General features: G+C 64.9%; 20 protein-coding genes, 1 tRNA gene and 1 pseudogene. 8 read left to right on the forward strand and 14 right to left on the reverse strand.

Annotated elements, in window-relative coordinates; genetic code table 11:
- Nucleotides 1-63: 63 nt before the first annotated feature.
- From gatB to AABF56_RS05030, 4 genes are all read left to right on the forward strand, one after another.
- Complete coding sequence (gene gatB / locus AABF56_RS05015; RefSeq protein ID WP_272805126.1) at nucleotides 64-1,566, forward strand: Asp-tRNA(Asn)/Glu-tRNA(Gln) amidotransferase subunit GatB; 1,503 nt, start codon at nucleotides 64-66, stop codon at nucleotides 1,564-1,566.
- A gap of 66 nt (nucleotides 1,567-1,632) precedes the next feature.
- On the forward strand, nucleotides 1,633-2,133 hold the full coding sequence (locus AABF56_RS05020; protein WP_272805127.1) for a GNAT family N-acetyltransferase: 501 nt from the start codon (nucleotides 1,633-1,635) through the stop codon (nucleotides 2,131-2,133).
- A gap of 153 nt (nucleotides 2,134-2,286) precedes the next feature.
- Nucleotides 2,287-2,682, forward strand: coding sequence for an NADH:ubiquinone oxidoreductase subunit NDUFA12 (locus AABF56_RS05025; RefSeq protein ID WP_064329820.1), 396 nt, complete (start codon nucleotides 2,287-2,289; stop codon nucleotides 2,680-2,682).
- 179 nt (nucleotides 2,683-2,861) lie between these two features.
- Nucleotides 2,862-3,308 carry a DUF2155 domain-containing protein gene (locus AABF56_RS05030; protein ID WP_272805128.1) on the forward strand — a complete coding sequence of 149 codons (447 nt, stop codon included), beginning with the start codon at nucleotides 2,862-2,864 and terminating at the stop codon, nucleotides 3,306-3,308.
- A gap of 230 nt (nucleotides 3,309-3,538) precedes the next feature.
- On the opposite strand, the gene aat is transcribed toward AABF56_RS05030, so the two are convergent.
- From aat to AABF56_RS05060, 6 genes are all read right to left on the reverse strand, one after another.
- Nucleotides 3,539-4,153 carry a leucyl/phenylalanyl-tRNA--protein transferase gene (aat, locus tag AABF56_RS05035; RefSeq protein ID WP_272805129.1) on the reverse strand — a complete coding sequence of 205 codons (615 nt, stop codon included), beginning with the start codon at nucleotides 4,151-4,153 and terminating at the stop codon, nucleotides 3,539-3,541.
- 12 nt (nucleotides 4,154-4,165) lie between these two features.
- Nucleotides 4,166-5,512: an acetyl-CoA carboxylase biotin carboxylase subunit gene (gene accC / locus AABF56_RS05040; RefSeq protein WP_272805130.1), complete on the reverse strand. Its 1,347-nt coding sequence runs from the start codon at nucleotides 5,510-5,512 to the stop codon at nucleotides 4,166-4,168.
- Between the two features lie 10 nt (nucleotides 5,513-5,522).
- Complete coding sequence (gene accB, locus AABF56_RS05045) at nucleotides 5,523-5,990, reverse strand: acetyl-CoA carboxylase biotin carboxyl carrier protein (protein ID WP_244765779.1); 468 nt, start codon at nucleotides 5,988-5,990, stop codon at nucleotides 5,523-5,525.
- A gap of 20 nt (nucleotides 5,991-6,010) precedes the next feature.
- Nucleotides 6,011-6,448, reverse strand: a complete 438-nt coding sequence (gene aroQ, locus AABF56_RS05050; protein ID WP_272805131.1) for a type II 3-dehydroquinate dehydratase — start codon at nucleotides 6,446-6,448, stop codon at nucleotides 6,011-6,013.
- A gap of 149 nt (nucleotides 6,449-6,597) precedes the next feature.
- The gene (locus tag AABF56_RS05055; RefSeq protein WP_244765777.1) at nucleotides 6,598-7,356 is read right to left on the reverse strand and encodes a DsbA family protein; all 759 of its coding nucleotides are present in this window, start codon (nucleotides 7,354-7,356) and stop codon (nucleotides 6,598-6,600) included.
- A 16-nt stretch (nucleotides 7,357-7,372) separates the two neighbouring features.
- Nucleotides 7,373-7,564 (reverse strand): hypothetical protein, encoded by a 192-nt coding sequence (locus AABF56_RS05060; protein WP_272805132.1) that lies wholly within the window; start codon nucleotides 7,562-7,564, stop codon nucleotides 7,373-7,375.
- Here AABF56_RS05060 and AABF56_RS05065 point away from each other — a divergent pair.
- Nucleotides 7,563-8,714, forward strand: coding sequence for a pyridoxal phosphate-dependent aminotransferase (locus tag AABF56_RS05065; protein ID WP_272805133.1), 1,152 nt, complete (start codon nucleotides 7,563-7,565; stop codon nucleotides 8,712-8,714). The genes AABF56_RS05060 and AABF56_RS05065 overlap by 2 nt on opposite strands.
- Nucleotides 8,715-8,796: 82 nt before the next feature.
- On the opposite strand, the gene AABF56_RS05070 is transcribed toward AABF56_RS05065, so the two are convergent.
- A complete protein-coding gene (locus AABF56_RS05070) occupies nucleotides 8,797-9,561 on the reverse strand; it encodes an SDR family oxidoreductase (protein ID WP_272805134.1) in 765 nt (254 codons plus the stop codon).
- A gap of 190 nt (nucleotides 9,562-9,751) precedes the next feature.
- Nucleotides 9,752-12,619 (reverse strand): Rne/Rng family ribonuclease, encoded by a 2,868-nt coding sequence (locus AABF56_RS05075; protein WP_272805135.1) that lies wholly within the window; start codon nucleotides 12,617-12,619, stop codon nucleotides 9,752-9,754.
- 635 nt (nucleotides 12,620-13,254) lie between these two features.
- Here AABF56_RS05075 and AABF56_RS05080 point away from each other — a divergent pair.
- From AABF56_RS05080 to prfB, 3 genes are all read left to right on the forward strand, one after another.
- Complete coding sequence (locus tag AABF56_RS05080; protein WP_398431770.1) at nucleotides 13,255-14,496, forward strand: N-acetylmuramoyl-L-alanine amidase; 1,242 nt, start codon at nucleotides 13,255-13,257, stop codon at nucleotides 14,494-14,496.
- A gap of 264 nt (nucleotides 14,497-14,760) precedes the next feature.
- The gene (locus AABF56_RS05085) at nucleotides 14,761-17,208 is read left to right on the forward strand and encodes a penicillin-binding protein 1A (RefSeq protein ID WP_244765773.1); all 2,448 of its coding nucleotides are present in this window, start codon (nucleotides 14,761-14,763) and stop codon (nucleotides 17,206-17,208) included.
- Nucleotides 17,209-17,309: 101 nt separating this feature from the next.
- Nucleotides 17,310-18,441 (forward strand): peptide chain release factor 2 gene (gene prfB, locus AABF56_RS05090; RefSeq protein WP_272805136.1). Its coding sequence is split into 2 segments (ribosomal slippage): nucleotides 17,310-17,378 and nucleotides 17,380-18,441, totalling 1,131 coding nucleotides; the frame shifts between segments, so codons are not numbered across the junction.
- Nucleotides 18,442-18,562: 121 nt separating this feature from the next.
- Here the strand turns inward: prfB and AABF56_RS05095 are convergent.
- The 6 genes and pseudogenes from AABF56_RS05095 to AABF56_RS05120 all read right to left on the reverse strand — a co-directional run bounded on the left by AABF56_RS05095 (nucleotide 18,563) and on the right by AABF56_RS05120 (nucleotide 21,941).
- Nucleotides 18,563-19,069, reverse strand: a complete 507-nt coding sequence (locus AABF56_RS05095; RefSeq protein WP_272805137.1) for a hypothetical protein — start codon at nucleotides 19,067-19,069, stop codon at nucleotides 18,563-18,565.
- A gap of 35 nt (nucleotides 19,070-19,104) precedes the next feature.
- Nucleotides 19,105-19,878 (reverse strand): NAD kinase, encoded by a 774-nt coding sequence (locus AABF56_RS05100; RefSeq protein ID WP_272805138.1) that lies wholly within the window; start codon nucleotides 19,876-19,878, stop codon nucleotides 19,105-19,107.
- A 125-nt stretch (nucleotides 19,879-20,003) separates the two neighbouring features.
- Nucleotides 20,004-20,198 (reverse strand): hypothetical protein, encoded by a 195-nt coding sequence (locus AABF56_RS05105; RefSeq protein WP_244765769.1) that lies wholly within the window; start codon nucleotides 20,196-20,198, stop codon nucleotides 20,004-20,006.
- A 263-nt stretch (nucleotides 20,199-20,461) separates the two neighbouring features.
- A tRNA-Thr gene (locus AABF56_RS05110) sits at nucleotides 20,462-20,537 on the reverse strand.
- Nucleotides 20,538-20,591: 54 nt separating this feature from the next.
- Nucleotides 20,592-20,738 (reverse strand): annotated as a pseudogene (locus AABF56_RS05115) (hypothetical protein); the annotation flags it as partial.
- Between the two features lie 64 nt (nucleotides 20,739-20,802).
- Nucleotides 20,803-21,941, reverse strand: a protein-coding gene (locus tag AABF56_RS05120) for an IS3 family transposase (RefSeq protein ID WP_168168997.1) whose coding sequence is annotated in 2 segments (ribosomal slippage) — nucleotides 20,803-21,683 and nucleotides 21,683-21,941 — 1,140 coding nt in all. Because the reading frame shifts where the segments join, the coding sequence is not laid out codon by codon here.
- Between the last annotated feature and the right edge of the window lie 13 nt (nucleotides 21,942-21,954).

Consider the following 21,954-nt stretch of genomic DNA (forward strand, 5'->3'; position numbering starts at 1 on the left):
GCACCGGCCGGCCATATGTTCTACCGAGGCAGGCAAATCCGAGGCTTTCGCAAAGAGCATCCCATGACCATCGTCGACGTCCGTACCCCCGATCCGAAACGCTTGATCCCCGGCGCCACCGGCGACTGGGAGGTCATCATCGGCATGGAGGTGCACGCCCAGGTCCTCTCCAATTCCAAGCTGTTCTCCGGCGCCTCCACCGAATTCGGCAAGGCGCCGAACGCCAACGTCTCGCTCGTCGATGCCGCCATGCCGGGCATGCTGCCGGTCATCAACGAGGAATGCGTCAAGCAGGCCGTGCGCACCGGCCTCGGCCTGAAGGCCGAGATCAACCACCGCTCGATCTTCGACCGCAAGAACTACTTCTATCCGGACCTGCCGCAGGGCTACCAGATCTCCCAGTTCAAGGACCCGATCGTCGGCGAGGGCAAGATCACGATCTCGCTCGGGCCCGACCGCCAGGGCAATTTCGAGGATATCGAGATCGGCATCGAGCGCCTGCACCTGGAGCAGGATGCCGGCAAATCGATGCACGACCAGCATCCGACCATGTCCTATGTCGACCTCAACCGTTCGGGCGTCGCGCTGATGGAGATCGTCTCCAAGCCGGACATGCGCTCGTCGGACGAGGCCAAGGCTTACATGACGAAGCTGCGTTCCATCGTGCGCTATCTCGGCACCTGCGACGGCAACATGGACGAAGGCTCCATGCGCGCCGACGTCAACGTCTCCGTGCGCCGTCCGGGCGAGCCTTTCGGCACGCGCTGCGAGATCAAGAACGTCAACTCCATCCGCTTCATCGGCCAGGCGATCGAATATGAAGCCCGCCGCCAGATCGGCATTCTGGAGGACGGCGGCACCATCGACCAGGAAACCCGTCTGTTCGACCCGGGCAAGGGCGAGACGCGCTCCATGCGCTCGAAGGAAGACGCGCACGACTACCGCTATTTCCCCGATCCGGACCTCCTGCCGCTGGAATTCGACAACGAGTTCGTCGGCAAGCTGCTCGCCGGCCTGCCGGAACTGCCCGACGACAAGAAGATCCGCTTCGTCAAGGATCTCGGCCTGTCCGTCTACGACGCCTCGGTGCTCGTCTCGGAAAAGGCGATCGCCGATTATTACGAGGCCGTGGCCGCCGGCCGCGACGGCAAGATCGCCGCCAACTGGGTCATCAACGACCTGCTGGGCGCCTTGAACAAAGCCGGCAAAGCCATTGAAGAGACTCCGGTTTCACCCGCCCAGCTTGGGCAGATCATCGATCTCATCAAGGACGGCACGATTTCCGGCAAGATCGCCAAGGACCTCTTCGAGATCGTCTGGAACGAGGGCGGCAACCCGGCCGAGATCGTCGAGACGCGTGGCCTGAAGCAGGTGACGGATACCGGCGCCATCGAGAAGGCCGTCGACGAGATCATCGCCGCCAACCCGGACCAGGTCGAGAAGGTGAAGGCCAAGCCCACGCTTGCCGGCTGGTTCGTCGGCCAGGTGATGAAGGCGACGGGCGGCAAGGCCAACCCGCAGGCGGTGCAGGCCCTCGTCAAGGCCAAGCTCGGCATCGAGGACTGAAGCGATTCCAGGAAAAGTGTGAAGCGGTTTTCCGTCCGGAATCGCTTCAAAACAAAGGAATTTTCCATGTTCTTCGTCCGCACGGCCTCCGAGCGCGATCTGGCGAAGGTCAGCGCGCTTCTGGCCGAGACGTGGCATGCCACCTATGACGCGCTTTACGGCGCCGACAAGGTGAGCGAGATCACTGCGCGCTGGCATGCCGTGCCGGCGCTGAAGGCCCGGCTGGAGCGCAAGGACAGCGAGTTCGTCGTCGCCGACAACGGTAGGGAGCTTGCCGGCATGGGGTATGCGGCCATGACGAAGGATCGGCCGAAGGCGGCGTTCCTGCACCAGCTCTACGTGCTGCCGCGCTACCAGCGCCAGGGTATCGGCCGCGACATGTTCGCCGAGCTCGAGACCTGCTTTCCCGATGCCAGCACCATGCTCCTGGAGGTCGATCCGCGCAACGAGGCGGCGGTCGCCTTCTACCAGGCGCACGGCTTTGCCAAGGTGGGCGAGGCGCGGCATACGGCGGACGCGATCTCCGGCATGCCATTGGATGTCTACGAGAAGCCGCTCGGTGGCTGACCCGCGGCGAAAAGCCGTGGGCGAAGGGGCGGGAATCGCTGGACATTCCGGTGCTCTCGCGCCATAAGCGGAGGAAAGATCGCCCGCTTTCCGCGGGCGGCCCAACAGTCTCGGGCCGCGCTTCCGGCACGGCCCTGCCAAGGACGCCAGCCCATGAACCTTCTCAAGCAGATCTTCACCTGGTGGAACGGTCAGACGATCGGCACCCGCTTCCACACCTGGCGCTTCGGCACCCGGGTCGGCCAGGACGAATTCGGCAATGTCTATTACCAGGGCGGCAAGGATTCCGAAGGCCGCACGCGCCGCTGGGTGATCTATAACGGTTACGCCGAGGCCTCGGCCATTCCCGCGGGCTGGCATGGCTGGATGCATCACCGCACCGACGTTTCCCCGGCCGACGAGACGTACCAGGCCCGCGAGTGGGAAAAGCCGCACCGCCAGAACCCGACCGGCACCGCCCAGGCCTACCGTCCGCCGGGCTCGCTCGCCGCCGCCGGCGAACGTCCGCGCGTGACGGGCGATTACGATGCCTGGACGCCGGGCAACTGATACCGATTTGGCCACATTTCGCCGCTAGAGCAATTCCAGCAGAAGTCGCGAAGCGGTTTTGCGCCCGGAATTGCGTTAAAACAAAGAGTTAGAGTGCTTTGGTTTTTCGAGGAGAAGCCAAGGCACTCTAACTCCAAGCGACCGGCGCGGGCCGGAGCGGTTCGCAGGAGACGGCATTCATGACATCAGGGTTTTTCTCGGCAAACGCCGGACGGCGGTTCCTTGTCGCCGCGCTTGCCGTGGCCGCTGGGCTGATGCCGGTGGCCGCCGAGGCCGCCCGCATCGAGAACCCGGTCGCCGTTTTCTCCGGCATTGACAAGATCACCGGCCGCATCACCAATTTCGACGTCTATCTCGGCGAGACCGTGCAGTTCGGCGCGCTCCAGGTGACCCCGAAGGTCTGCTACAGCCGCGACGACACCGAGGCGCAGAAGGTGACCTCCTTCGTCGAGGTCGACGAGATCACGCTCGACCGCAAGATCCGCCGCATCTTCACCGGCTGGATGTTCGCCGACAGCCCCGGCCTCAACGCCGTCGAGCACCCCGTCTATGACGTGTGGCTGACCGAGTGCAAGGCAAAGTCCGACGTGCCGCCGCCGGAAGACTCCGAAGCGAAGGCGCAGTAAGGCGCTTTCCACGAACGTTGCGTCTGCGGCTGTGGATCCTCGGGTCAAGCCCGAGGATGACGGAGGGAAGGAGACGGCTTCCTCCCATCGAACGGTTCGGGATGCAGTACCGCAACGATGCGGCATCGAGCGGTGCGGCATACGGGGGACTGCTTTGTCGCTGACTTTCCTTCTTGCGTCATCCTCGGGCTTGACCCGAGGATCCACGATCCGCAGCGCCACCTCTCCGTTCAAAACGGCAGATGCGGCGAGGCCAAGGCGTTCGCCAGCATGTCCTCGTACTCGATCTTCGGCACGTCGATCGCGCCGAACGTCTTCAGGTGCTCCGTGGTGAACTGCGTGTCGAGCAGCCGGAAGCCGCGCGCCTTCAACCGTTCGACGAGGTGGACGAGACAGACCTTCGACGCATCCGTGCGCCGCGAGAACATGCTCTCACCGAAGAAGGCGGCACCGAGCGAGACGCCGTAGAGGCCGCCGACGAGGTTTTCCCCCTCCCACGCTTCGACCGAATGGGCGTGGCCCATGCGGTGCAGGGTGCCGTAGAGCGACTTGATCTTGGCGTTGATCCAGGTGGAAGGTCGATCGGGCGCGGCCGCCGCGCATGACGCGAGCACGGCGTCGAAGGCGGTGTCGAAGCGGATGTCGAAGGGCTTCTTGCGGATCGTCTTGGCGAGGCTGCGCGAGACGTGGAACTCATCGAGCGGGATGACCCCCCGCATGTCCGGCTCGACCCAGAACAGTTCCGGGTCGTCGGCCGAATCGGCCATCGGGAAGAGCCCGATGGAATAGGCGCGCAGAAGCAGGTCCGGGGTGATTTCCGGGTGCCGGCTGCGTCGCCCTGCCATGACCGACGCCCCTCAGGCGTCGGTTTTGCTGGCCAGATAATTTTCCAGCCAGTGGATGTCGTAGTCGCCGTTGGCGATGTCCTGGTTACCGATCAGGTCCTGGAAGAGCGGCAGCGTCGTCTTGATGCCGTCGATGACGAACTCGTCCAGCACGCGGCGCAGGCGCATCATGCATTCGACGCGGGTGCGGCCGTGCACGATGAGCTTGCCGATCAGGCTGTCGTAGTAGGGCGGGATTTTATAGCCCTGATAGGCGCCCGAATCGACGCGCACGCCAAGGCCGCCCGGCGCGTGGAAATGCGTGATCGTGCCCGGGGAGGGAACGAAGGTGCGCGGGTCCTCCGCATTGATGCGGCACTCGATGGCATGGCCGGAAAAGACGATGTCTTCCTGGGTCACCGACAGGCCGGTGCCGGAGGCGACGCGGATCTGCTCGTGCACGAGGTCGATGCCGGTGATGGCCTCGGTGATCGGATGCTCCACCTGCAGGCGGGTGTTCATCTCGATGAAATAGAACTCGCCGTTCTCGTAGAGGAACTCGATCGTGCCGGCGCCGCGGTATTTCAGCTTCTTCATGGCGTCGGCGCAGACCTGACCGATCTTCATGCGCTGCTCGACATTGAGGGCGGGGGAGTTGGCCTCTTCCCAGACCTTCTGGTGGCGGCGCTGCAGCGAGCAGTCGCGCTCGCCGAGATGCACGGCATTGCCCATGCCGTCGCCGACGACCTGGATTTCGATATGGCGCGGCTTGCCGAGATACTTTTCCATGTAGACGGCGTCGTTGCCGAAGGCGGCGAGCGCTTCGGAGCGGGCCGTGGAGACGGCTTCGTCAAGATCCGCCTCGGATCTGGCGACCTTCATGCCGCGGCCGCCGCCGCCGGCGGTGGCCTTGATGAGCACGGGAAAGCCGATCTTGCGGGCGACTTCCAGCGCGTTCTCCGGCTTGACCTCGCCGTCGGAGCCGGGAACGACCGGGATGCCGAGTTCCTGCGCCGTCTGCTTGGCGGTGATCTTGTCGCCCATGATGCGGATGTGCTCCGCCGTCGGGCCGATGAAGGTGATGCCGTGCGCGTCGAGGATTTCCGCGAACTTGGCGTTTTCCGACAGGAAGCCGTAGCCCGGATGCACGGCGTCGGCGCCGGTGATCTCGCAGGCCGCGACGATCTGGTGGATGTTCAGGTAGCTCTCGCGCGACGGGGGCGGGCCGATGCACACGCTCTCGTCGGCGAGGCGCACATGCATGGCGTCGGCATCCGCCGTCGAATGCACGGCGACCGTGGCGATGCCAAGCTCCTTGCAGGCCCGAAGGACCCGAAGGGCGATTTCGCCGCGGTTGGCAATGAGGACTTTGGAGATCATGGGGGCCGCCTTATTCGATGACGATCAGCGGTTCGCCGTATTCGACCGGGCTTGCATCCGAGACGAGGATTTCGGTGACCTTGCCGGAGCGCGGCGCCGGGATCTGGTTCATCGTCTTCATGGCTTCGATGATGAGGATGGTCTGGCCTTCCTTGACGCTCGCGCCGACCTCGATGAAGGGACGGGCGCCCGGGGCGGGCGAGAGATAGGCCGTGCCGACCATCGGGGCCGTGACGGCGTTCTTGTTGCTGCGCGCATCGGCGATCGGAGCGGCGGCGACCGCGGCGACGGCAGGCGCGGCGAAGGCAGGGGCCGGGGCGGCGATGGGCGCCTGGACGAATTGCGGCGTGCCGGCGCGCGAGACGCGGATGCGCAGATCGTCCTGCTCCACTTCGATTTCGGTGAGATCCGTCTCGTTGAGGATGTTGGCGAGATCGCGGATCAGCGCCTGATCGATGCCGTTTTTCTTGTCAGACATGGAAGAGCCTCTTGTTTTTCTTATTTCGTGATGGACGAAAGCGCGTGAAGCGCGAGGACGTAGCTGTGCGCGCCGAAACCGCAGATGACGCCCTTGACGGCGGGCGCGATCATCGACGTGTGGCGGAATTCTTCGCGGGCATGCACATTGGAAAGGTGCAGTTCGACCACCGGGATGCTGACGGCGCGGATGGCGTCGTGCAGGGCGATCGAGGTGTGGGTGTAGGCACCGGCATTGATGGCGACGCCGGCGGCGGTATCGCCGGCCTCGTGGATCCAGTCGACCAGGTCGCCTTCATGGTTGGACTGGCGGAAGTCGACGGCAAAGCCCAGCTTCTCGCCCTCGGCCTGGCAGAGCGCCGCGATATCCGCAAGCGTGTGCCCGCCATAGATGCCGGGTTCACGTTTGCCGAGGGCGTTCAGGTTGGGGCCGTTGAGCACGAAAAGAGTGGATGCCATTCGCAATTCCGCATGCTGGATAGACAATTACCTATAGACCGGCGGTTTCCACAGGGAAAGCCCCAAGGGCAGGGGCTTTGCCGGTCGAACGGGGCGATGTCCACAAGCAGCGCCGGCTGAACACGAGCGGCATGGCAGGAAGATGGCGGTCAGCAGGTCGCCTTGCCGCAGGCCCGGACATTGGCGATCTTTTCACGCAGGTCGCCCGCACCGACCGCACCGAACACCATCTCCTGCCCGAGCACGTAGGAGGGCGTGCCGGTGATGCCGAGCTCGTTGGCCAGCGAATAGGCTTCGCGCACGGCGTCGTCATGCGGCTTGTCGGCCATTGTCTTGCGGACATCAGCCTCGGCAAGGCCCATCGTCGCGGCAAGAGCGATCGCGCTTTCTTCCGTTGCACGGCCCTCGTTGCCCAGCAGCGCGCGGTGGAATTCGCCGTATTTTTCCGGCGCGAGGTCGCGCACGGCGGCACTGACCTTATGGGCGGCAAGCGAATCGGGGCCGAGGATCGGCAGCTCCTTCAGCACGAAGCGGACGTTCTTGTCCTCCTCCAGGATCTCGTCCATGTCGGAGAGGGCGCGCTTGCAGTAGCCGCAATTGTAATCGAAGAACTCGACGATGGTGACGTCGCCCTTCGGGTTGCCGAGCGCGATGTCGTAGGGGGAGGAGAAGATCGCCTTTTCGTTGTCGGTGATGGCGCCCTGGGCCTTCGCCTGCTGCTGCGCCTCCTGCTTCTTCTGCAGGGCTTCCTGTACGTCGAGCAGGATCTCCGGGTTCTCGACGAGGTATTCCTTGATGAAGTCGCCGATTTCCTTCTTCTGTGCATCGTCGAGGGCAAGGGCGGGCAGGGGGGCTGCGACCGAAAGGGCAAGGGCTACGGTGGCCGCGAGCTTCGTCTTGAATGTCATGTCTTTCCTGTCCTCGTCATGATGCGCCGGAGAAGTGCCATTGGCGGCCCTGCACGTCAATGCGGGCCGCGGCGCTTTCAACGACCTTATGGTCGAGCAGGGGCAAACGATAGGGTAAAAGCGGCGGATTTTCGGCCTTCGCGGGATTGTGAAGACGGGCATCTTGCGGCAGGAAGACGCGACCCGAAGAACCGGAAGGCAGTCCCATGAAACTCTCCCGCCGCGGCGCCGTCGAACCCTTTCATGCCATGGATGTGCTGGCCGAGGCGACGAAGCGCCGTGCCGCCGGCCGTCCGGTGATTTCCATGGCCGTCGGCCAGCCCGTGCATCCCGCCCCGGAGGCGGCGCGAGACGCAGCCCGCCGCGCGCTCGATGTCGGCCGGATCGGCTATACGGATGCGCTCGGCCTGCTTTCGCTGCGCCGCGCCATCTCCGGTTTTTACCGGCGCCATCACGGCGTTTCCGTCGATCCGGGCCGAATCGCCGTCACGACGGGCTCGTCGGCCGGCTTCAACCTCGCCTTCCTGGCGCTGTTCGATGCCGGCGACCGCGTCGCCATCGCACGGCCCGGCTACCCCGCCTATCGCAATATCCTCGCCGCGCTCGGCATCGAGACGGTGGAGATCGAGGTGAACGCGGAGAACGGTTTCACGCTGACGCCGGCAGCGCTGGAAGCGGCCGCTGCCGCCCATGGACGCATCGACGGCGTGCTGCTTGCCAGCCCCGCCAATCCGACCGGCACGGTGACCGGCCGCGCCAACCTTACCGCGCTTTCCGCCTATTGCCGGGACAACGGCATCGCCTTCATCTCGGATGAGATCTATCACGGCCTCACCTTCGTCGGCGAGGAGGCGACGGCGCTGGAATTCGGCGAGGAGGCGATAATCATCAACTCCTTCTCGAAATACTATTGCATGACCGGCTGGCGCATCGGCTGGATGGTGCTGCCGGAGGCGCTGGTGCGCCCGGTCGAGCGCATCGCGCAGAGCCTCTACATCTCCGCGCCGGAGCTTTCGCAGATCGCGGCGGAAGCCGCGCTCGGGGCGGAGGCGGAACTCAACGTCTACCGCGACGCCTACAGGGCGAACCGCGATTTCCTGGTGAAACGCCTGCCGGAGATCGGCTTTGCCGTCGCCTCGCCGATGGACGGCGCCTTCTACGCCTATGTGGATGTCAGCCGCTTCACCAATGACAGCATGGCCTTCGCCCGGCGCATGCTCGCCGAAACCGACGTCGCGGCGACGCCCGGCGCCGATTTCGATCCGCAGGACGGGCATCATACGATGCGCTTCTCCTATGCCGGCTCCTTCGAGGAGATGAGCGAGGCGGTCGACCGCCTCGCGCGCTGGCTCGCCTGAAACGGGGAAAATGATACCGTTTCAGGCACTTGTGGCGGGAAGCGGATTCAATCCCGCAAGGTCCTGATTCTCCTTGTGAGCCTCAGACCCGGTTGATCGACACGCCGCCGTCGACGAGCATCGCCGTGCCGGTTGTGAAGCTGGAGGCATCCGAGCACAGGAAGAGCGCGGCCGCGGCGACCTCCTCCGGCGCGGCGATGCGCTTGAAGGCATTGAGGCCGGCGATGAAGTCGCGGGCTTCCGGCGTGTTTGCAACCGTCCGCCCCATCGGCGTGTCCGTCGCGCCCGGCAGCAGCGCATTCACGCGGATGCCCTTCGGCCCATATTCCGAGGCGAGCACCTGCACCAGGCCGACAAGGCCGGATTTCGAGGCGGCATAGGCGGCAAGCCCCGGAAAACCCGCCGTGTAGCCGACGAAGGTCGAGGTGAAGACGAGGCTGCCGCCGCCCCGCGCCTCCAGCGCCGGCAGCTGGTACCTGGCGGCAAGGAAGCCGCTGGTCAGGTTGACGGCGACGACATCCTGCCATTCGGCAAGCGAAAGGGCGGTGAGGGGACCGACCGGGCCTGTCGTGCCGGCATTGTTGAAGGCGATGTCGAGGCCGCCGAATTCGGCCTGCGCCGCTTCGACCAGCGCCTGGTGATGGGCCTCCTCGCTCACATCGCCCGGCACCGCGATGGCGGCGCCACCCGCGGCACGGATCTCGCCGGCGATTTCCTCAAGCTGTGCGCGTCTGCGGGCGGAGAGCACGAGCCTGGCGCCCTGCCGGGCGAAGAGAAGCGCGGCGGCGCGGCCGATGCCGGAACTGGCGCCGGTGACGATGGCGGTCTTGTTGTCGAGACGGGGCATGGATTTCTCCCTTGCTGGTTTCATGCGGAGCTGCATGTCGCAGAAGGCAGTGGCGGGAACCACCCGATTCCCGCGCGCAAGAATAAGGCCCGGACGATGCCGGGCCTTTCCAGTCTTGAAAGAGGGTGGTTTCCCAAGCAATTCCGGCAAAGCGCGAAGCCGCCTTGCGTCGGGAATTGCAGTGAAGCGACTAGAAGAAGCCGCGGCGCTGCCACCAGCCGCCCTTCTTGGGCTTTTCCGGCTCTTCTTCCGGTGCCGCTTCCTTCTTCGTCGAAGATTTCACCACCGGCTCGGAGGCGATCTTGGAAAGGTCGCGATTGGCGCGGGCGGGTTTCGCCGGCTCTTCGAGGTCGGCAGAGGCGGTCTCGACCTCCGGTTCCACCGGTGCGGCGTCCTCGGCAACCGTCGTGGCGGCCGGCTGGGCCTCCACCTCGCTGCGGGCGGCCTCGTCGGTCGCCGCCTCTTCTACGGCCTTGGCGCGGCTGCGGCGGGCGCGCTTCGGCTTGGCCGGCGCCTCTTCGGCAACGGCTTCGACCGGCGCTTCCTCGGCGGGGGCAGCCGTCCCGGCGACCTCCACCTCAGCGACCTCGACCTCGGTGGTCGTCACCTCTTCGGCGTCGTCCGCATCGCCATCGGCCTCTTCCGCGTCTTCGGCGCCGGCTTCGAGCGAGCCGTCCTCGGGACGGTTGCGGCGGCCGCCGCGCTTGCCGCGGCGGCGGCGCTTGCGGCGCTGGTCGGAGGCATCGTCGGCCTGCGCCTGGGGCGCGTCGGCAGCCTCTTCGCCCTCGGCATCGTCGTCGTCGAGCACATCTTCATCGCCGGCCTGCTCGCCGCCGAAGGAGGCGGTGTCCGTGCCGTCGCCATTCTCGCGGCCCCGGCCCCGCCGGCGGCGGCGGCGCTTGCGCTTGTTGCGGCCGTTCTCGTCGGAGGCGGACGAAGCCTGCGCGGCCCCGGCGGGACGCGCTTCTTCCTCTTCCTCGTCGATCTCCTCATCGATCACGACGTCGTCGTCGTCTTCCGGCTCGGGTTCGAAATGCAGGATCTGGTCGATCTTGACCGGGTTCTCGACCGGCTCGCCACGATCGATCGCAAAGTGCTGCGCGCCGACATGGGCATCGGCCTCGATGATGATGACGACGCCGAAGCGGCCTTCATAGTCGATGATCGTGCCGCGCTTGTGGTTGAGCAGGTAGAGCGCGATGTCGGGCGTGGTGCGCACGGTGATGTTGTGCGTCGTGTTCTTGAGCAGATATTCCTCGATGCCGCGCAGGACGTGCAACGCGACCGACGACTGCGAGCGCACATGGCCCGTGCCGTTGCAGTGCGGGCAGGTCTGCATGGTGGATTCGAGAACCGAGGCGCGGATGCGCTGGCGCGACATTTCCAGAAGGCCGAAATGCGAGATGCGGCCGACCTGGATGCGCGCGCGGTCGTTCTTGAGATGATCCTTCAGGCGCTTCTCGACGGCGCGGTTATTGCGCTTCTCCTCCATGTCGATGAAGTCGATGACGACGAGGCCGGCAAGGTCGCGCAGGCGCAGCTGGCGTGCCACTTCCTCGGCAGCTTCGAGGTTCGTCTGGAGCGCGGTCTCCTCGATGGAATGCTCGCGCGTCGAACGGCCGGAGTTGACGTCGATCGAGACAAGCGCCTCGGTCTGGTTGATGATGATGTAGCCGCCGGACTTCAGCGTCACCTGCGGCTGCAGCATGCGGTCGAGCTGGGCCTCGATGCCCGAGCGCGAGAAGATCGGATGCACGTCGCGATAGGGCTGCACGACCTTCGCATGGCTCGGCATCAGCATCTTCATGAAGGCCTTCGCCTCGCGATAGCCTTCCTCGCCGGCGACGATGATCTCGCTGATGTCCTTGTTGTAGAGGTCGCGGATCGAGCGCTTGATGAGCGAGCCTTCCTCGTAGACGAGGCACGGCGCCGTCGAGGCGAGCGTCAGCGTGCGCACGTTCTCCCACAGGCGCATCAGGTATTCGAAGTCGCGCTTGACCTCGACGCGGGTGCGGTTCGCGCCGGCGGTGCGCAGGATGACGCCCATGCCCTGCGGAACCTCGAGGTCGCGGGCGATCTCCTTCAGGCGCTTGCGGTCCTGCAGGTTGGTGATCTTGCGGGAAATGCCGCCGCCGCGCGCCGTGTTCGGCATCAGGACGGAGTAGCGGCCAGCGAGCGAGAGATAGGTGGTCAGCGCCGCGCCCTTGTTGCCGCGCTCTTCCTTGGCGACCTGCACGAGCAGGATCTGGCGGCGCTTGATGACTTCCTGGATGCGGTACTGCTTGCGCGGCTTGCGCACGACGCGGTCCGGAACCTCTTCCATCGCGTCTTCCGCGCCGACGGATTCGATGACTTCCTTCTCCTCGCCGTGATGATCGTCGTCATCGTCGTCGTCATCGCGGCGACGGCGGCCGCGCGAACGCTCGGCGGGCTCGGAGATCTCGTCGGTATCGACGGCCATGGCCATCGCGCCGCCGGGCGTCTCGTCGTCGCTGCTTTCGGTGGGGGCGGCGGTCTCTTCGGCAACCGGCGCGTCCTCGGCCTTCGCCTTGGCCTTGCGCGGGCGGCGCGGCTTCTTCGGCTTTTCGGCCGGCGCCTCTTCCGCAAGGGCGGCAGCGGCTTCGGCAACTTCCGGCTCGGCCTCCGTGGCGGCGACGGGCACCTCTTCGTCGGCAGCCGGGGTTTCGACGGCCTCGATTTCGGTAGCGTCCGTGTTGTCGGAAAGGTCGGATGCGGTCTCGACCGGCTCGATATCGTCGTCGCGGCGGTGCTCTTCGGCCTCGGCCCTCAGCAGCGCCTGGCGGTCGGCCAGCGGGATCTGGTAATAATCCGGGTGGATTTCGGCGAAGGCCAGGAAGCCGTGGCGGTTGCCGCCATAATCGACGAAGGCCGCCTGGAGCGACGGTTCGACGCGTGTGACCTTGGCGAGGTAGATATTGCCGCGGATCTGTTTCTTGTATTGGGACTCGAAGTCGAATTCTTCTATGCGGTTTCCGCGGACGACAACGACGCGCGTCTCTTCAGCGTGAGACGCATCGATAAGCATTTTCTCTGCCATGTAGATTGAGCTCCTCGGCGCAGCCGCAATCCTGACGGCGACCTGATCCCTTCAGGGGAAGTGCCGTAGGAGGAGAGGGATGCGCCGGATATGTAAGTTCTCGTCGGGCCCCGGTGCGGGGTTGGCGGACGGAGGGCGGTCGGTACGCGAGCGTCCCGGTGCCAGTTACCCTCTGATAAAATCCGCTGTGACAACATCAACGTCCAACGAGAATGCCTGTGCCATAGACCTGATCGGTCCGATGAAATTGCCCTTGGGTAAGGGCGGTTGGTGGAAAATCCACCTTGACTGTTCCGGCCACCGCCGGTTTACGCGATCTTATCGGCCGGGAAAAAGCGGTGCGACGGCGGATGAAGGCCCGGTTCGGCGCCAAGCCCCGAAGGAGTGGCTGCCTGCTCTAAGCGATTCTATCCCGTCTATTCTTTTTCCCTGATTTTGCTTTTATGGCGGATATGTCACAATGGCAAGGGAAAAGCCAAAAGCGTCATAATCTTGATGGATTTGCCCCTATGGCTGGCCGAGTGCTGCGACATCGCCTCCCGGCAAGCTTTGGTTAACCATATGGGGGCATCTATGGGCCTTGTCCCGTGCCGCATCGCGCGGTTTCCACGCGTTTGAACGGACTGCCAGTGGTGATGCTACGCCTTCTGACCGAAACCCTTTTCCGCGTCGCGGCCGGTGCGATCGTCGTGATGCTCAGCCTGTCGCCCGTCACGCCGGCCCTTGCCGTTTCCGCCTCGGCCGCCCCGCTGCTCGCCTTTTCCGCACGCATTGCCGGCGACGATGCCCGCACCCGCCTCATCATCGATTTCGACCGCAAGCCGGATTTCGAGGTCCATTATGTCGCCAATCCCTACCGCGTGCTGATCGATCTGCCGGAGACCGACTTCGGCGTGAAGGCGGAGGAGCTGGAGGCGCGCGGCATCTTCTCCGACATCCGCTACGGCACCATGGCGGCCGGCCGCTCGCGCATCGTCCTGACCGCCTCGCGCCCCGTCGGCGTCGTGCTGGCCGAGGTGCAGGAAGAAGAGGGGGCGGCGAGCTACCGGCTGGTCGTCGATACGGCGATCGTCACCGACCAGGCCTTCCAGGCCCTCATGGAAAAGCAGAGCTGGCAGGAGGCCGCCGTCCCGGCAAGCGCCGAGCAGGCGCCGGTCATGCTGCCCGGCAGCCGGGCGGGCGGCCCCTTCGTCATCGCGGTCGATGCCGGCCACGGCGGCATCGACAACGGCGCGCGCGGCGGCGTCACCAAGACGGAGGAAAAGCATGTCACGCTCGCCTTCGCCCGCCAGCTGACCGAGGCGCTGAACGCGCTGCCCGGCACGCGCGCCATCCTCACCCGCGACAAGGACGAGTTCCTCTCCCTGTCGCAGCGCGTGCAGCTTGCCCGCAACGAGGGGGCGAACCTGCTCATCTCGATCCATGCCGACACGCTGAAGCAGAAGGACATCCGCGGCGCGACCGTCTACACGATCTCCGACAAGGCCTCCGACAGCCTCGCGGCAAGCCTTGCCGAGCGCGAGAATCTGTCCGACCAGATCGCCGGCATCTCCTTCGTCGACGAGCCGGCCGAGGTTGCCGACATCCTGCTCGACCTGACGCGCCGCGAGACCCAGGCCTTCTCGATCAATCTCGCCCAGAGCGTCGTCAGCAATTTCAAGGACCAGGTGCTGCTGATCAACAACCCGCATCGTCATGCCGGCTTCCGCGTGCTGACCGCGCCGGACGTACCCTCGATCCTGCTCGAACTCGGCTTCATGTCGAACAAGGACGACGAGCAGCTGCTGATCGATCCCGCCTGGCAGAAGAAGGTGGCGGGCCTTGTCGCCAAGGCGGTGGAACAGTACCGCGCGACGGTCGTCGCCAACGGCGGCTGAGCTTTTTCGGCGCGCGGGCGCGGAACGTGCTAGGCTCGCCTGTGCCGGAAAAGTGACAGCGGCCGCCATTGTGCGGTGGCGTAGCCGGGATGCATGCTGTAAGCCCTATTTTCCTCACATTCCGATCGCTAGACGGGAGCGAGAAAATGGGACGACTCGTCCTCGCCGGAAGAGGCGCAACGGCCGGACGTGCCGGGGCGGCGCAAGGCCGGGCGGCAGGTCCGCCCGATGATATTATAAGCATAAGGCATCGGTAACTGGCTCATGATCAGACTGATTGGATATTTCTTCGGGATTGGCGCCGTCTTCTTCCTTGCCGTGGCAGGGGCGGTCGCGCTCTATCTCGGAAGTGTCACCAAGGATCTTCCCGATTATGAGGTCTTGAACAGCTATGCGCCGCCGGTGACGACGCGCGTGCACGCCGGCAACGGCGCGCTGATGGCCGAATATGCCCGCGAACGCCGCCTCTACCTGCCGATCCAGGCGATCCCGGACCGCGTGAAGGCCGCCTTCCTCTCCGCCGAGGACAAGAACTTCTACCAGCATCCCGGCGTCGACGTGACCGGCCTCTTCCGCGCCATCGTCGTCAACATCCAGAACATGGGCTCCGGCCGCCGCCCGGTGGGCGCCTCGACGATCACCCAGCAGGTCGCCAAGAACTTCCTGCTCTCCTCCGACCAGACGATCGACCGCAAGGTCAAGGAAGCGATCCTCTCCTTCCGCATCGAGCAGGCCTATTCCAAGGACCGCATCCTCGAGCTCTATCTCAACGAGATCTTCTTCGGTCTGAATTCCTACGGCATCGCCGGTGCGGCGCTGACCTATTTCGACAAGTCCGTCACCGAGCTGACGATCGCCGAGACCGCCTATCTCGCCGCCCTGCCGAAGGGGCCGTCGAACTACCATCCCTTCCGCCGCACCGAGGCCGCCATCGAGCGCCGCAACTGGGTCATCGACCGCATGGTCGAGAACGGCTACGTCACCCAGAGCGACGGCGCGGAAGCCAAGGCCCAGCCGCTCGGCGTGACGCCGCGCCACCGCGGCTCCTATCTCTTCGCCTCGGAGTTCTTCTCCGAGGAGGTCCGCCGCCAGATCATCGAGCGCTATGGCGACAACGCGCTCTACGAGGGCGGTCTTTCGGTGCGCACCTCGCTCGACCCGCGCATCCAGGTCGCCGCCCGCAGGGCCCTGCAGAAGGGCCTTCTCAATTATGACGAGCGCCGCGGCTTCCATGGCCCGATCAAGACCATCGAGATCGGCGGCGACTGGGGCGTGGAGCTCGCCAAGGTCGACTCGCTCTCCGACGTGCCGGAATGGAAGCTCGCCGTCGTGCTCGCCGTCGACGACGGCGGCGCCGATATCGGCCTTCAGCCGAGCAAGGAAGCCTCCGGCAAGGTGGTCGAGGAGCGCGTGACCGGCCGTATCGAGGCCAAGGCCATGACCTGGGCCTATCGTTCGGCCAAGGGCGACCGCAAGACGGCGAAATCGCCGGCCGGTGTCTTCACCGTGGGCGACGTCGTCTATGTCGAACCGCTGGAGGACGGCACCTATCGCCTGCGCCAGCCGCCGAAGGTGCAGGGCGGCCTCGTCGCCATGGACCCGCATACCGGCCGCGTGCTCGCGATGGTCGGCGGCTTTTCCTATGCGCAATCGGAATTCAACCGCGCCTCGCAGGCGATGCGCCAGCCGGGCTCCTCCTTCAAGCCCTTCGTCTACGCCGCCGCGCTCGACAACGGCTATACGCCGGCCTCCGTGATCATGGACGCGCCGATCGAGATCGTCGCCGGCGGCCAGGTCTGGCGCCCGCAGAACTATGGCGGGGGCGCTGCCGGCCCCTCGACGCTGCGCCTCGGCATCGAGCGCTCGCGCAACCTGATGACCGTGCGCCTTGCCAACGACATGGGCATGAACCTCGTTGCCGAATATGCCGAGCGTTTCGGCATCTACGACAAGATGTATCCGGTGCTCGCCATGTCGCTCGGCTCGGGCGAGACGACCGTGCTGCGCATGGTCTCGGCCTATTCGGTGCTCGCCAACGGCGGCAAGCAGATCAAGCCGTCGCTGATCGACCGCATCCAGGACCGCTACGGCAAGACGATCTTCCGCCATGAGGAGCGCACCTGCGAGAACTGCAACGCCAACGATTGGGAAAACCAGGAAGAGCCTGTCCTGACCGACAACCGCGAGCAGGTGCTCGACCCGATGACCGCCTACCAGATCACCTCGATGATGGAAGGCGTCGTCACGCGCGGCACGGCCGCCGGCAAGATCAAGCTCGACCGCCCGACCGCCGGCAAGACCGGCACGACGAACGACGAGAAGGACGCCTGGTTCGTCGGCTACACGCCGGACCTCGTCGCCGGCCTCTATATCGGCTTCGACAACCCGGCCCCGCTCGGCCGCGGCGCGACCGGCGGCTCGCTCTCCGCGCCGATCTTCAACGAGTTCATGCAGGCCGCGCTCGAGGGCACGCGCCCGACGAAGTTCATCGTGCCGGAGGGCATGCAGTTCATCGCCGTCAACCGCAAGACCGGCATGCAGGCCTCCGAAGGCCAGCCCGACACGATCATGGAAGCCTTCAAGCCCGGCACCGGCCCGGCCTCCGTCTTCTCGGTCATCGGCGGCGAGGACTATGCCAGCCCGGAGGAGATCCTGAGGAGCTCGCCGCAGGCCAACCAGGCGGTGACGGGCGGCAGCGGCGGCCTGTTCTGATCAAGGGATGATCGGGTTCTAGGGCGGGCGCGGGGCTTTACATCCGCGCCCGCCCTCTCTATTTCACGGCCACCGGAATAGCATCGAAGAAGAAGGCGGACATGCGCGCGGAAATCGAGAACGTCGTCGACGAAATCAAGCAGGCCATAAGCCTGCTGAGGAGGCATCTTTGACTGGGATCAGGCGCTGAGACGACTGGACTGGTTGAACAACAAGGCAGAGGATCCGACCCTCTGGAACGATGCCCAGGAAGCCCAGAAGCTGATGCGCGAGCGCCAGCAGCTGGACGAGGGCATCAATGGCGTCAAGGCCATCGAGCAGCAGCTCAAGGACAATGTCGAACTCATCGAGCTTGGTGAGGAAGAGGGCGACGCGGCGATCGTCAAGGAGGCCGAGGACGCCCTGAAGGCCGTCAAGGTCGAGGCCGCGCGCAAGCAGGTCGAGGCCATGCTGTCCGGCGAGGCGGACGCCAACGACACCTATCTCGAAGTGCATTCCGGCGCCGGCGGCACGGAAAGCCAGGACTGGGCGAACATGCTTCTGCGCATGTACACCCGCTGGGCGGAGCGCTCGGGCTACAAGGTGGAGCTGCTGGAAGTCCATGACGGCGAAGAGGCCGGCATCAAGTCCGCGACGATGCTCGTCAAGGGCCACAACGCCTATGGCTGGCTGAAGACCGAATCGGGCGTGCACCGCCTGGTGCGCATCTCGCCCTATGACAGCAATGCGCGCCGCCACACCTCGTTCTCGTCGATCTGGGTCTATCCGGTCGTCGACGAATCGATCGATATCGAGGTCAACGAAAGCGACTGCCGCATCGACACCTACCGCTCGTCGGGCGCCGGCGGCCAGCACGTCAACACGACCGATTCGGCCGTGCGCATCACGCATATCCCGACCGGCATCGTGGTCGCCTGCCAGCAGGAGCGTTCGCAGCACAAGAACCGCGCCAAGGCCTGGGACATGCTGCGCGCGCGCCTCTACGAAGCCGAGCTGAAGAAGCGCGAGGAAGCCGCCAACGCCGAAGCCGCCTCCAAGACGGATATCGGCTGGGGCCACCAGATCCGCTCCTACGTCCTCCAGCCCTACCAGCTGGTCAAGGACCTGCGGACAGGCGTCGAAAGCACGGCCCCCTCTGACGTGCTCGACGGCGAGCTCGACGAATTCATGGAAGCCGCACTCGCCCACCGCGTCAACGGCGGTGCCGATGCGGTCGTGGACGACCTGAACTGACGTCGGACGGCATTGAAACGGGAAACGGGCGCTTCGGCGCCCGTTGTCGTTCGATAGCCCCACAACCTCTCCTCGGGTCAAGCCCGAGGATGACGGAGGAGAGTGTGACGGGCGGTCGTTCTCAGTTCGTCGCCCGCTCGATCTTGATCTCGCCGAGATCGTCGATCAGCACCGTCCAGCCTTCCGGCTCGGCGGCCTTGGGATCGGTCTTCAGGTAGACCGTCGCGAACAGTCCCGGCTGCGTGGTGATGCCGGAGGAGTTTTCCGGCCTTATGTCCGTGACATAGGGCTTCATCGCCGAGAATTCGTCCAGCACCGTCGAGGAGGCGATCTTCGGGCCGTCGGCGGTCGCCTCGATCTGCTGGAGATGGACCTGTGCCGTGCCATCCGCCTGGCGCACGGCGATCAGCTTGTAGTAGCCGCGGCGGAGGGCGGCCGCCTCCTTCGTCTCGGCCGTATCCGGCTTGGCGGCGGCGTCTTCCTCCTCCGCCTCGACCGGTTCTTCCCAGAAGCCGGTGCTGACGACGAAGGTGATGGTTTCCGCAACCGGCGATTCGTCCGCGAGGGCGGGCTGCCCGGCGAGGAAAAGCAGGGTGAGGGCGGTGCCAAGGGCTGCATACCGCGTCATGGCGAAACTCCTGTCCCGAAGCCTGGGTAACAGTGTCAGTAATCGAATTGTTCGGCAAGAATCCGGTCGGACCAGGAATGGTCGGGATCGGAGAGGATGCGCGCCGAAAGCCCGGCCGATTCGGCAATGCGCACGGATGTCACCGATTTGACCTCGGTGTTGTCGGCCACCGCGTTGACCGGCCGCTTTTCCGCCTCCAGCACCTCGATCTCCACCGTCACCTTGTTCGGCAGCAGCGCGCCGCGCCAGCGCCGCGGCCGGAAGGCGCTGACGGGGGTGAGGGCGAGCAGCGGCGCCTCGAGCGGCAGGATCGGCCCGTGTGCGGAAAGATTGTAGGCCGTCGAGCCCGCCGGCGTCGCCAGCAGCAGGCCGTCGCAGATCAGCTCTTCCAGCCGAACCCGCCCGTCGACGCTGACGCGCAGCTTGGCCGCCTGGTAGGACTGGCGGAAGAGATAGACCTCGTTGATGGCGAGCGCCCGGCGCTCCTGGCCGCTGGCGTCGCCGGTGATCATCTCCAGCGGGCGGAAGGCGTTCTCAATCGCCCCGTCAATGCGGCCCGCCAGGTCCTTCGTGTCGTAGCGGTTCATCAGGAAGCCGATGGAGCCGCGGTTCATGCCGTAGACGCGCTTGCCGGTGTTCATCGTCGTGTGCAGCGTCTGCAGCATGAAGCCGTCGCCGCCGAGCGCGACGATGACGTCGGCCTCTTCCGGATCGGCATTGCCATAGATCGAAACCAGCTCGTTGCGCGCTTCCTGCGCTTCGGGCGCCTGTGAGGCGACGAAGGAAAGGGAATTGAAGGTACGCGCCATGCCGTCGATCCGCATCCTCTAAGCAAGCCCCGGACATCCTGCATCCAGGGCCGGTCTTTGTCGCACGCCTTTACGGCATGCGCATCTGAAAAATATGACAAGGACGGTGTGAGGGCATACGCCGCTCAGGCTTTCGCCGGCCCGGCGCGTTCTTCCAGTATCTTCAGCACGGCCTGTCCGCTGGCGGCCGCCTCCATCGGATTGGCGAACGGACCCTTCACCGGATAGGTGACGCCGCGGAAGGTGAGTGCGTAGAAGTATTTTCCGTCGATCCGCTTTTCGACCGTCACTTTCGAAACCGGTCCCTTGTCTTCCGCCACGTTCGTTCCTCCGCCATGGTTTTCGCATGATGGCCGGTCTTGCCCGGCGCCGCGAAACGGGAATGGGGGTGCCGGAGGCACCCCGTCGATCAACGCCTATAGGCCAGTCGGCCGGGAACGGCAATGTACCTCGCCGGTCGGCTCGCTTCGACGGCGGGAAGAAGGAAGGCGCATCGGCGATCCGGGCCGCGCCACAGCCGCCACGATGCCATCGGGCTGTAAGACAGCGGGGCGAAGACTCGATCAATGCGTTGGAAAGGAGATGGTGCCCCCACCAGGACTCGAACCCGGGACCCCCTGATTACAAATCAGGTGCTCTACCAACTGAGCTATAAGGGCACTCAGCGAGGGAGTTAGCACATTCTCCGCCGCTGTAAAGCGAAAAGGGCCTGTTCAGATCGACCAGTTGCTGTCGAGCGCGGTCCTGGGGGCGATTTCCTGGCAGCGCAGCATGGAGCGGGGAAGGTTTTCGGCGAGGTGGTCGATGAGGGCGCGGACGGCGGGCAGCATGCCGTGGCGCGAGGTGAAGACCGCATGCACGGTAGAGGTGGCTCGGTTTGTCTGAACAGCTTCGGGCGTTTCGCTAAGTGGATTTCCGCCTCGATTATGCCGCCACCATCATTGGTGTCAGCGCGTTGAAGTAGGCCTGATCCGGCGTCCGCCGGTCAAGGGATGAATGTGGGCGTCTGGTGTTGTAGAAGTTCAGATATCGGGCGATGCCAGCGCGTGCCTCGGACACAGTCTTGTAGGCATGGAGGTAGACTTCCTCGTATTTGATCGAACGCCAGAGCCGCTCGACGAAGACATTGTCTCGCCACGCACCCTTGCCATCCATCGAGATGGCAATCTGTGACCTCTTCAGCACGGCGGTGAAGTCGATGGAGGTGAACTGCGATCCCTGGTCGGTATTGAAGATTTCCGGCCTGCCATGACGGGCAAGTGCCTCCTCCACCGCCTCGATGCAGAAGGCTGCTTCCATCGTGATCGACAACCGCCATGACAAGACCTTCCGGCTGAACCAGTCCACGACGGCGCACAGATAGACAAATCCCCGCGCCATGGGGATGTAGGTCAGGTCCATTGCCCACACCTGATTGGGCCGGGTGACTGCCAGCTTTCGTAGGAGGTAGGGATAAATTTTGTGCCCTGGCGCTGGTTTCGAGGTGTTCGGGCGGCGGTAGATCGCCTCGATGCCCATCTTCTTCATCAGCGTGGCGACGTGTCGCCGCCCGGTCTCCAGACCTTCTCCTCTCAAGAGCCCTTGCAACATCCGACTTCCGGCAAAGGGGTAGTCGAGATGCAATTCGTCAATCCGGCGCATAAGGGCCAGATCGCCGTCAGACACCGGACGAGGCAGATAGTAGACGCTGCCACGGCTGAAGCCGAGAAGCTTCGCCTGGCGCACGACGGATAGCTTGTGCTCGCGGTCGATCATTTCTTTCCGCCCAGCAATCCCGCCTTGCCGAGCGCACCGGATAAAAAATCGTTCTCCAGTGTCAGTTCGCCGATTTTCGCGTGCAGCGTTTTGACATCGATGGTCGGACCCGACGGCTCCGCTTTCGTTTCATCGCCGAACACACCTGTCGCCCCCTCAAGGAGCTGGTCTTTCCATTGCTTGATCTGGTTGGCGTGCACATCGAACTGCTGGGACAACTCCACCAGCGTCTGCTCACCTCGGATGGCGGCAAGTGCCACCTTCGCCTTGAAAGCCGGGCTATGGTTCCGGCGCGGTCGTCTCGTCATGGTCTCTCCTGTT

Origin of the sequence: Shinella sp. WSC3-e (assembly GCF_945994535.1) — a bacterium.
Classification (GTDB): domain Bacteria; phylum Pseudomonadota; class Alphaproteobacteria; order Rhizobiales; family Rhizobiaceae; genus Shinella; species Shinella yambaruensis.